We start from the raw sequence: 10139 nt of genomic DNA, 5'->3' as shown, positions 1-10139 counted from the left end.
CGCAGAATCGTGTAAGTCCAGGAGAACGCAATCCGATCGAAGGAAAGTTTGGTCAAGCAAAGACTGGTTACGGAATGAATCTCATTTTAGCTCGTCTAGCAAGAACCAGCGAAGCTTGGATTAGCTGCATCGTATTGGTGCTTAACTTGGTCAAATTGGCCGAGCTAGCACTTTATTGCATTATCAATATAGTAATCAAATATGTGGTAGATCTGCGCAAAGATTACAACCTCATACCCCAATACTCAAAAATCTGCTGAAAAAATCATTGAGTTTTTCAGCAGACCCTAGATAAGTTGGACGCCGTGTTTTTGGAAATCGAATAAGCCATTGCCATGTACAAAATCAAGCCGCTATATTGTCTTTGGATAATCTTCTTTTTACGTCCCATATGGGCAAATGCACAAGAGCGTATAAATAACATGTTGAACTTTGAAACTAGAAAGGGAAAAATATATACCTTAAGGCCCAAAATATAGATATTAAACTTAGGAACTTTACCAAGGTTTGCATGCGCTATGGCCGTGCGCGCAATTCTGGTAAAGTTTTTAGAAGAAGTCGGAAGTTATTTCGTCAAGATTACTAAGAGATAAAGTCTATAGGCAGTACCAGACGACGGTAATGTGCTAATTGATCCGTAGCCTATAAATAATTTTCCTGAAATAGCTTTTTTTTCCTAATTTGCCTTTTGTTCGCCTATTTGCAAGGACATATGGCGAAGATGCAATCTAAATACGGCATGCCTGGAATGAGTGAGCGTTATGGAGAAAAAGGATAAACAACCGACCATCAAGGAAATAGCCAAGAAGTTAAAGATTTCTACTTCTACTGTTTCCCGAGCATTGAAGGATCATCCCAGTATTGGGCTGGTTACTACTATGCGTGTCAAGAAAGTGGCCGAGGAGTTGGGGTATGAGCCTAACCAGACGGCTATATTTTTCAAGCAGCGCAAGACCTTTACCATCGGTATCATCCTGCCAAGTATCTCGGAGGCCTTCTTTTCCGCTGCCATCAGCGAGATAGAACATATTGCCAATGAACATAGATACACGGTTATTTTGGGACAGACTGCAGACGATCCAGATAGGGAGATGCAGGTTATCGAAGCCATGAAGAAACACCGTGTGGATGGTATTATCCTTTCTGCTGCCAAAAACACCACTGAATATGCTTTCTTGCCTCTATTGGAAAACGCAGGCATCCCCATTGTTTTTTTTGATTGTGTACCCAACATGGAGGGTGTGTATGCCGTATTGAGCGATCTCAAGGCTGGGTTGCATGATGCGATAGATCTATTAGTTTCCTGTGGCCATAGCAGAATTGCACTTATTAATGGTCCCTCATCTTTGCCAGCTTCGTTGGAACGGTATGAAGGTTATTTGGAAGGATTGGAGAAGCATCACCTACATTTGTACACCGAATATGTGGAAGCGACAGACCTTTCTGAAAGTCGCAACCTGGAAGCCATGGAGCGCCTGATCGATTTACCCAATCGCCCCTCGGCGGTGATCCTTTTCAACGATTATGTGACGCTCGACGCCATTAATGCCTGTCGCAAAAGAAATGTGGTTATTAATCAGGATATTTTCTTTGTGAGCTTTGCCAATTTTCCGTACTGGAAATATATGGACAATCCACCCATGGCATCCATTGAGCAGTTGCCGGGTGAGCAGGCGATAATTGCGGCCAATAAGTTGTTTGCACTGATAGATCAGCCCAATTTGCCATATGAGAGGATTGTGCTGAAGTCTAAATTGGTTAAATCGCTGTAAAACGATCCTTATACCTACGCGATCACTTTAGAATTTCAACTCAACTTATGACTAGGCTATGTTCTTCCGGTTTGATCGCTTGTTGTACAGCCAGAACTTGTACTTAAGTACCAGAATGCACAGGATGAAGTACACCAGAGTTTGCCCGACGAGAAACCGCAGCTCGGGCTGAACGTCATGCAAGCTGCCCTGTTCAATGAGCATGATCTTGTGGGCTTCGAGAAACGGTGTGAGGGGCAATACATCGGCCAGCAAGCGTATACCCAAGGGCATGGCCGAGGTGGGCCATGTATAGCCGCCAATGATGAATGCTGGTGTAGAGAGCAACATGAGCGCTTGCGTGGATTTAAGAGGTGTCGTGAGCACGGCACTCACCAGAGCTCCCAGAAACGAACATGACATTACAAACAGCCCAGTGGTGAGCAGGTATTGGAGAGGTCTCTCTGGTATAGGAGCCTGAAAGATGAAATGGAAGCCATAGAAAACACCTACGATGGGAATGGCTAATATCCAAAAAGGCAGTACCTTAACGAATAAGGTGATAAATGGATTACTGTGCGAGAGCTTCATCAATACGGATTGGAAAGTGCCCATCTTGTATTCCCGCGCAAAGCTAACGGCCATAGCCAATAAAATCACCTGTTGAAGGACTACGGCGAGTATGGCGGGCCACATGAAGATGAAATAATTGCCCGTTTCGTTGAATAGGCGTATATAGTTGGCCTTGAAAGGCTCATATTGGGTTTGTGCCTGCGCGCTGGACATACCCCTTTTCTTGAGCGATTGCATGTTCACGCCGGCGTTGAACGTGCCCAACGTGGTTTGTACGCTCTGGCTGGCGAGGTTGGCCGTGAGCAAATTGGCGGTGTTTATGTATACGTTGATTTCAGGATAGCGCCTCTGCAGCACATCGGCTTCGAAACGGTTGGGGATGACTAGCGTAATGACCGCCTTTTTTGATATCAGCTCATCGTTTGTCTGTACGTTTTCGTGTCTCAGGGATACGATATCCAGCCTTTCATTGTCGCCCAGCATGTCCACTACCTGATTGCTCAAGGGGCTATCATCCATGTCCACCACGATAATAGGAAGGTCTTCCACCTTTCCCTGCTTATATACAAAGCCGATGATAAGGGCATAAGCTATGGGGGCCAGGAAGAAAACGGAGCGCAAGGTTCCATCTTGAAAGAAAAGCTGGAATTCCCTTTTGATCAGTGCTATGGTTCTTTTCATGCTAATTTTCCCTTGTCTATCGTTCCAATGTTAATGTTGCGTTGACCAGAAGTTCACTTGCTTTTCGCTGGTCATCGGGCTGTATCTTGATTTCGTAGACCGCTTCTTCCATTTGGTAGTTGGGATAGGCCGCAGTGATATCGGCATACCTCGTCAGTTGCTTGATGGATTGGATCTTTCCGCTATAGCGCTCTTGCTTATAAGGAACAATTACATTGATTTGCTCGCCTTTCTTGAACTGACCGATACGGCTTTCGGGAATGGTGATACGGAAATAGGTCGTATTGGGCTGATAGCCATTGAAAAGTGGAAAACCTGCCGTGGCCAATTCGCCTTCGTGCAGGCTGATGGTTTCCAGCTCCATGTCGCTAGTGGCAATGATGCATTTCTCTGCAAGGGCTACCTGTACTTCTTGCAGTGCACCCAGTGCCTGATCCTTTTGTCCTTGTGTGGCCGTCTGGGTTTCCATACGCACACCCTTTTGCGCCTCGGCCAGTTCGGCATTGACGGCGTCCAATTGGGCCTTTGCACCCAAGTATTTGGCGGTGGCCTCGTCAAAGGCCTGTGGAGTCATCATGCTATCGGCAAACATGGCCTGTGCACGGGCATAGGATTTCTGGGCAAAGTTGAACTGTTCTTGTAAGCCCTGTTGCTTCGCTTCCAATTGCTTGAGCTGATTGGCAGTGGCCCCATGGCGGGTGAGATCTCGTTGGGCACTTGCCGCCATGACGGCTCCTTGCGCTTGTGACAGCTTGGCGTCTACTTCTGGCACGTCCAGCAGGGCCAGGGTATCGCCCTTGCGTACCAGATCGCCCTCTTGTACGTATATCTTCAAAATCCTGCCGGTCAGCTTTGGCGCAAAGGAGATGACCTCCTTTTTGACCTTGCCTTCCGTGCTTTTTTCGCTATGGTTCTGGCAGGCGGCAAATAGGAGTGCCTGACCGACTATGAGCAGTATGTATGGGTAGCTTTTCATTGCAATACTATCTTTTTTTGATGTGTTGTATTATTCGTTATCTATTCCTGAATGGACTGTGGTGTCAAGTCGCCCGTGGCCTTTAACAATTCAACGGCATGCCTGCGTTGATCGAAAATAGCCTGTATATAGCTCAAGGAAGCCGCTTGAAAATCCGTTTCGGCTCCTATGAGATCTGCCGACTTGATGAGGCCCACCTTGAATTCCTTGTTGGCCTGTTGCAAGGCATTTTCCACCACCTGCAACTGGGCATACTTGGTCTTTATTTCGTTGTTGGAATTGTCAAAATCGGTATTCGACTTGATGAGGTTGAGCTGCAGCAACTCTTCGGCCTCCTGGCGCTCGTGCTCTGCCTTGGACAGTTCCAGCTTGGCCAGTTGGGTCTCGCGGCGTCCCTTATTGCCATCAAAGATGTCCCATTTCAATCCCACGCCAACGTTTACCATAGGGGCTAGTTCGAATTTATTGGCGTGGATGGACGGTTTGCCGACCAGGGGCAGTGCATCTTTTCCCTGCATTCGAATGTCGAATAGGTTCACATATGCTACGGAAGCACCGGCCTGCACCTTGGGTATCCACCAGGTATTGGCGGCTTTCAGCTGAAATTTGTGTGCTTCGATGGCCGCACTGAGCGCCTTTAGTTCCGGTCGGTTGTCTATTTGATCACTTGCGTTAGGATTGCCATAGGGCAGTAGTTCCTTGTCTATCAAGCTGAGCCGTTCCAGATGGATATCGGTAAGGAGGTGTAGCTGTTGCAGCAGCAGGTTCCTTTGCCCTTCATATTCCTGGGTCTTAGCCTCCAGCTGTGCCGTGGCCACGGCTATTTTTTGATGCTCGTACTTGGTGATCAGTCCGTAGGAAAGGGCCTTATCCGCCGTTTTTGTGTTGATTTCCAATCGTTTTTTGCTTTCGTCCAGCACATTCTTTACCTGTTTGAGCAAAGCCAACTGGTCATAGGCCTTACTCACGGTACTGATCACTTCCTGCTTTTCTTTCTCGCTTAGGGCCCGTTGGGCATCTTGCTTATACTGTGTCGCCTTGCGTAGCGCCGGCGCTTTACCTCCCGTATACAGTACGGCACTGAGGTCCAGTCCGGCATTGACCAGATTGGCCGTATTGGTCAATCCCGTATTGATTTCGGGTATGGCGATGTTAGCAAGGGGCAAAGTCGTTGCGGGTAATGACAAATTGAGGTTGCCCGCCATGAAACCGTATTTCCCCGCAATGGACGCGTTGGGAAGATAGATATCTTTCGTCTTGGCGATATCTGTTGCGGTAGCTGCTATGTCTATTTCGTGAATGGCCAGTCGGTGGCTATGCACCAAGGCGCTATCTACGAGCTCGCTTGCCGATGGCGCGAGCAGTTGCTGCCCGAAGCTGGGGAGCGGCAAAATACTTGCAAGAATAAGGAGGTAATACCATTTGGTGCTCATTTCGTTGACTTCTTTTTTTGCGCTGCAAAGGTGGAGAGACGGAATGAGAGGTCATTTGATATAGATCAAAAAATGAGATTTACTTTGATATCAGTGCATTTTAATACGCTTCACTCCAGTCGAGATGAAGAATTACACCTTTTTGAGACAGTCTCTACCGAAGAGCCAATAACTAATCCCTTCTTGCCCTGATCCTACTTAGGGTTTCCTGTGTGAAACCGAGATAGGAGGCGATATGTCCCAAAGGGGCACGTTGGAGTATTTGAGGTTGTTTTTCCATCAGCGTGTGGTAACGTTCGCTGGCCGATTGGAATTGCAGTTGTACGATGCGGTCTGTGGCCCGCAACAAAAAATGGAGCATGGCCTTGTTTTGCACTTTCTCCATCTTGGGAATACGCTCACTCAAAAGCAGCATATGCTGATAAGATATTCTTTGTAGCTTGCAGTCTTCCAGCAATTCAATGGAATAGCGTTCGCTCGGCTTTTGATTGAAGAAGCTTTCGCCCACGGTGAGAAATTCACCTTCCATGAAAAAACTGTGCGTAATGTCTTTTCCCTGCTTGTTGATGGAAAAAGTTCGGGCCAATCCTTCCTGCATGAAATAGATATGCCGCGCAACATCGCCGTTCTCCAGGAGGATGAAATTCTTCGGATAGTTTTTTTCTTCAACGAATCGAGCTATTTCCGCTTTTTCCAGTTCGTCAAATGGAACGATAGCGTTTATAAATTCAAATAAATTTGCTGTTCGAGTTTCCATCAGATGGCGGCGGGGACTATCATTTGACAAATATACCCATAAGCCATTAATAGTCCAAGGCGGTCAATTGCCAATGTTTCATGTCTAGCAACAAGAACTTATTGGTTAGTGGGGTGCCCCCCAATATCACCTGCACGGCCAGTTGGGCCATCATGGTGCCCACGATACCGGGAACGGTGCCCAGCACCCCGTTTTCCGAACAGCTGGGTACATCCTCAGCCGCCGGAGCTTCGGGAAACAGGTCGCGCAGGTTCTTGCTACCCGCATGGTTGAAAACCGCCAACTGGCCCTGATAGCCCAGTATGCTGCCATAGACCAATGCTTTTCCCAGCTTCACGCAGCTATCGTTCACTGCATAGCGGGTCATGAAGTTATCGCATCCGTCTATGATCAAGTCGTATTGCCCGATGATATCTTCGGCATTGTCCTCGCCAAGTAACACGTCATGTTTGACTAGCTGCGTGTATGGGTTGAGCGAGGAAAGCCGCTGAAAGGCCACGTTCACTTTCTTTCTGCCTACATCTTCGGGTTGGTAGAGTATCTGCCTATGCAGGTTGGAAACCTCTACCGTATCAAAGTCTACCATACCCAGGGTGCCGATGCCTACGGCATTGAGGTACTGCAGGATGGGCGTACCCAAGCCGCCCGCGCCTACCACCAATACCTTGGCCGCTTTCAGCTTGGCCTGTCCGGCCACACCGATGTCGTCCAGCATCAGCTGTTTCATATAGCGTCCCCATTCTTCCTTTTTCAGCTTGTTCATGCCCATGTTTTCTCCCAATCTTTCCATACGGGCTCGTAGCCCTGTTGTTTGATGATGCTTGCTATCTCCTGTGCCGGCCGTTCGTCCGATATCTCGAATTGTTCCAGCGATTGGGGTTCCACCACATAGCCTCCCGGATTGGTCTTGGAGCCGGCACTGATGCTGGTAATCCCCAGTGGGATAAGCCGATTCCTGAACTTTTCCTCCTCACGGGTGCTGAGCGATATTTCCAGTTCCTCGTCAAACAATCGCCAGGCGCAGATGAGCTGTACCAGTTCCCGGTCGCTGATGAACTGACCAAAATGGTGTAAGCCCTGTTCATCTCCGTTGTTCAGCTCGATGGGACGAAGCCTGGGGAATGAAATGGAGTACTTGGTTTGCCAGTAGCGCTTTTCCAGATAGCGCAAGTGTAAGGCGGTGAAAAGTGCATCCGTACGCCAGTCTTCCAGTCCGATGAGCGTACCGAGACCTATCTTGTGTATGCCTGCCCTTCCCAGCCTATCCGGTGTTTCCAGACGATAGTCGAAATTGGATTTTTTGCCCTTTGGGTGATAGGCCTTGTAACGCTCCTTGTGGTAAGTCTCCTGGTATACCAGTACGCTGTACAAACCTTCGGCAATCAATAGCTCATATTCCCTTTGGTCCAGTGGTTGTACTTCCAGCGATATATTGGCAAAGTGGGGCTTGATCAGTTTGATGGCCTGTTTGAGATAGTCCACTCCTACGGTTTTGTTGGCCTCGCCCGTCACCAGTAGGACATGTTCATAGCCCATGGCCTTGATGGCTTGTACTTCCTGCATGATTTCAATAGGACTCAGGGTCTTGCGACGTATCTTGTTGTCGAGGCTAAAGGCACAGTAGGTGCAGATGTTTTGGCACTCATTGCTCAGATACAGCGGGATGTATAGCTGGATGGTCTTGCCAAATCGCTTCTGGGTGAGCCGATGGCTCAGTTGCGCCATCTGTTCCAGAAAGGGCAGTGCCGCTGGAGAGATGAGTGCCTTGAAGTCCTCGATATCGCGCCGCGTCCTGTTGAGCGCTCGGCGTACATCGTCGGCTCCCTTGTGCAGGATGCTCTCCTTTTGACTGTTCCAGTCGTATTTTTCAATTATTTCGGTGAACATTTATATAGATATGAGATGTGAGATATGAGATATGCGATATGCGACGTGCGATTAAAAATTGTCCAAAAATGCCGTCAATGGGCTGCTGGCCTCGGCATGTTTTGTCACGGTACCCAATCCCGATTCAAAGGCTTTTCTGCCGGCTTCCACGGCTTGTTTGAATGCCTCGGCCATCTCCCTGGGTTTCCCTGCCACGGCAATGGCCGTGTTGACCAGTACCGCATCGGCCCCAATTTCCATGGCCTTGGCCGCATCGGATGGGGCGCCTATGCCCGCATCGACAATGACCGGCACCAAGCTCTGCTCGATGATGATTTCGAGAAAGTCGATGGTTTTCAGTCCCTTGTTGGTGCCTATTGGGGCACCAAGGGGCATCACGGCTGCCGTGCCCGCATTTTCCAGCTGTTTGCACAGCACGGGGTCGGCATGGATATAGGGCAGGATCACAAAGCCCAATTTGGCCAGTTCTTCCGTCGCCTTCAAGGTCTCTATGGCATCGGGCAGGAGATAGCGGGGGTCGGGATGGATCTCCAGCTTGAGCCAATTGGTTTCCAGTGCCTCCCTTGCCAGTTGTGCTGCTAAGACGGCCTCTTTGGCATTCCTCGCCCCAGAAGTGTTGGGCAATAGGTGCACATGTGGGTGCTGCACATGCTGAAGCAAGGCATCGTCCTTGTTCTCGGCATCCACCCGCCTGAGTGCTACCGTTACCAGCTCCGTGCCCGATGCCAGTACGGCCCCTTCCATTTCCTGTGGAGAGCCAAATTTGCCCGTTCCTAGGAACAGGCGCGATTGAAATGTTTTATCTGCTATCTTTAACATGTCGTTGGTTGTTGGGTAGAGACGAAAAATATTGCGTCTGTACAGATTTCGTGATTTGTTTTAAAAATAATCCCGATGCGGCCACACCGTAAATCCCCGTTTCGTATAGCGGCTGGATATCCTCTTCCCTTATGCCGCCAATGGCATAGATGGGGATATGTAGTCCTTCCAGCCGCAAGGCAGTGACTATATCCCGGTAACCTTCCAGGCCTAAGATAGGGCTGAGTTTCTCTTTTGTCGTGGTGAAGCGATAAGGGCCAAGGCCTACGTAGTCGCAAGCCTCGCTGATGCGCTGCCTTACGTCGTCAAGGGTATTGGCCGTGCCCCCGATGATTTTTCCTTCACCCAGTATTTTCCTTGCCTCGCTAACAGGCATATCCGTAAGTCCCAGGTGTACGCCGTCGGCATCCACGGAAAGTGCCACGTCCACATGATCATTGATGAAACAAAGCGCCTGGTATTGCTCGCAGTATCGCCTCGCTTTTTCCGCCAATGCGAGCAATTGTGCCTTGCTGGCTTTTTTGAAACGTACCTGTATCCATTGACAGCCATTGTCCAAGACAGATTGGATGTGTCGCAATTGTGTGTGCTCGTCCTCGCCTTGCGAGATGAACTGCTGTTTGGGTAGTTCTTTCATGGTAAGATGTTTAAGAGTTGTTCGAGCGCCTTTACGGGATGCGGATGTTGCCACAGCCAGCCCAATACCGCTACCCCATCAAAACCCAGTGCCATGGCCTCCGTGGCGTTGTTGCCCTTGATACCCCCAAGGGCAATCAAGGGAATCTCCTTTTTCTGTAAGTACAGGGGATGGTTTTCGGGGGCCATAGCCTGATAGCCCTGTTTGGAGATACTGTCAAAGACAGGGCCCAAAAAAGCATAGCTGAAGATGGAGCTGTCCAATTGTCCATAATCTTTCAATTGATGTATGGATGTAGAATATAAGGTGCCCGTTTGCTTTTTCATGGTTTCTTTCCTTTCTTTTTCCGGTAGGTGCCATCGGTAAATGCCATATTTTCTTCCCAAGTGCCAGTGCTGGTGCAATGCCAGTTGTGACCTGTATCGTTCTTCTATAGACCCAATCAACGAATCAAGTGCTTGTTCCCCCGCACCTGGTTTTCGTATATGCAACAGCGGCATGCCAGCGGCAAACAACTCATTGATGAGCTGTGTTTCTCCAGGGAAAAAACGGGGCTGGGAGATAACTATTAGCATATAAGTTGCGAGTTGTCAGTTGTGAGTTGTCAGTTGTTTCTGCTCACAAC

General features: G+C 48.8%; 11 protein-coding genes. 2 read left to right on the top strand and 9 right to left on the bottom strand.

Annotated features, from left to right (window positions below; genetic code table 11):
* Positions 1–260 (top strand): transposase (locus tag A37S_RS28275; protein WP_028296185.1); only part of this gene is annotated, 260 nt, incomplete at its 5' end.
* Positions 261–761: 501 nt separating this feature from the next.
* Positions 762–1772 (top strand): LacI family DNA-binding transcriptional regulator, encoded by a 1011-nt coding sequence (locus tag A37S_RS0105900; protein ID WP_028296184.1) that lies wholly within the window; start codon positions 762–764, stop codon positions 1770–1772.
* A 51-nt stretch (positions 1773–1823) separates the two neighbouring features.
* On the opposite strand, the gene A37S_RS0105895 is transcribed toward A37S_RS0105900, so the two are convergent.
* The 9 genes from A37S_RS0105895 to A37S_RS0105855 all read right to left on the bottom strand — a co-directional run bounded on the left by A37S_RS0105895 (position 1824) and on the right by A37S_RS0105855 (position 10089).
* Positions 1824–3005 carry an ABC transporter permease gene (locus A37S_RS0105895; RefSeq protein ID WP_028296183.1) on the bottom strand — a complete coding sequence of 394 codons (1182 nt, stop codon included), beginning with the start codon at positions 3003–3005 and terminating at the stop codon, positions 1824–1826.
* 16 nt (positions 3006–3021) lie between these two features.
* Positions 3022–3981, bottom strand: coding sequence for an HlyD family secretion protein (locus A37S_RS0105890; RefSeq protein WP_028296182.1), 960 nt, complete (start codon positions 3979–3981; stop codon positions 3022–3024).
* 41 nt (positions 3982–4022) lie between these two features.
* The gene (locus tag A37S_RS0105885) at positions 4023–5414 is read right to left on the bottom strand and encodes a TolC family protein (protein ID WP_051292765.1); all 1392 of its coding nucleotides are present in this window, start codon (positions 5412–5414) and stop codon (positions 4023–4025) included.
* Between the two features lie 172 nt (positions 5415–5586).
* A complete protein-coding gene (locus A37S_RS0105880) occupies positions 5587–6171 on the bottom strand; it encodes a Crp/Fnr family transcriptional regulator (protein WP_036601492.1) in 585 nt (194 codons plus the stop codon).
* Positions 6172–6217: 46 nt separating this feature from the next.
* A complete protein-coding gene (locus A37S_RS0105875; protein WP_245586325.1) occupies positions 6218–6961 on the bottom strand; it encodes a HesA/MoeB/ThiF family protein in 744 nt (247 codons plus the stop codon).
* Positions 6931–8058: a 2-iminoacetate synthase ThiH gene (gene thiH / locus A37S_RS0105870; protein WP_028296178.1), complete on the bottom strand. Its 1128-nt coding sequence runs from the start codon at positions 8056–8058 to the stop codon at positions 6931–6933. The genes A37S_RS0105875 and thiH overlap by 31 nt, the downstream gene beginning before the upstream one ends.
* Before the next feature lie 51 nt (positions 8059–8109).
* The gene (locus A37S_RS0105865; RefSeq protein ID WP_028296177.1) at positions 8110–8877 is read right to left on the bottom strand and encodes a thiazole synthase; all 768 of its coding nucleotides are present in this window, start codon (positions 8875–8877) and stop codon (positions 8110–8112) included.
* Positions 8858–9514 (bottom strand): thiamine phosphate synthase, encoded by a 657-nt coding sequence (locus A37S_RS23740; RefSeq protein ID WP_051292767.1) that lies wholly within the window; start codon positions 9512–9514, stop codon positions 8858–8860. Before A37S_RS23740 ends, A37S_RS0105865 begins: the two co-directional genes overlap by 20 nt.
* Positions 9511–10089: a thiamine phosphate synthase gene (locus A37S_RS0105855; protein ID WP_028296176.1), complete on the bottom strand. Its 579-nt coding sequence runs from the start codon at positions 10087–10089 to the stop codon at positions 9511–9513. Before A37S_RS0105855 ends, A37S_RS23740 begins: the two co-directional genes overlap by 4 nt.
* Positions 10090–10139 lie beyond the last annotated feature (50 nt).

Source organism: Olivibacter sitiensis DSM 17696, assembly GCF_000427965.1.
GTDB lineage: Bacteria > Bacteroidota > Bacteroidia > Sphingobacteriales > Sphingobacteriaceae > Olivibacter > Olivibacter sitiensis.
This window is presented reverse-complemented; position numbering and strand designations above follow the sequence as displayed.

Coding starts and splice junctions, on each gene's coding strand:
- A37S_RS0105900 (WP_028296184.1), top strand. CDS start 762: ATGGAGAAAAAGGATAAACAACCGACCATCAAGGAAATAGCCAAGAAG.
- A37S_RS0105885 (WP_051292765.1), bottom strand. CDS start 5,414: ATGAGCACCAAATGGTATTACCTCCTTATTCTTGCAAGTATTTTGCCG.
- A37S_RS0105880 (WP_036601492.1), bottom strand. CDS start 6,171: ATGGAAACTCGAACAGCAAATTTATTTGAATTTATAAACGCTATCGTT.
- A37S_RS0105895 (WP_028296183.1), bottom strand. CDS start 3,005: ATGAAAAGAACCATAGCACTGATCAAAAGGGAATTCCAGCTTTTCTTT.
- A37S_RS23740 (WP_051292767.1), bottom strand. CDS start 9,514: ATGAAAGAACTACCCAAACAGCAGTTCATCTCGCAAGGCGAGGACGAG.
- thiH (WP_028296178.1), bottom strand. CDS start 8,058: ATGTTCACCGAAATAATTGAAAAATACGACTGGAACAGTCAAAAGGAG.
- A37S_RS0105890 (WP_028296182.1), bottom strand. CDS start 3,981: ATGAAAAGCTACCCATACATACTGCTCATAGTCGGTCAGGCACTCCTA.
- A37S_RS0105875 (WP_245586325.1), bottom strand. CDS start 6,961: ATGGAAAGATTGGGAGAAAACATGGGCATGAACAAGCTGAAAAAGGAA.
- A37S_RS0105865 (WP_028296177.1), bottom strand. CDS start 8,877: ATGTTAAAGATAGCAGATAAAACATTTCAATCGCGCCTGTTCCTAGGA.
- A37S_RS0105855 (WP_028296176.1), bottom strand. CDS start 10,089: ATGCTAATAGTTATCTCCCAGCCCCGTTTTTTCCCTGGAGAAACACAG.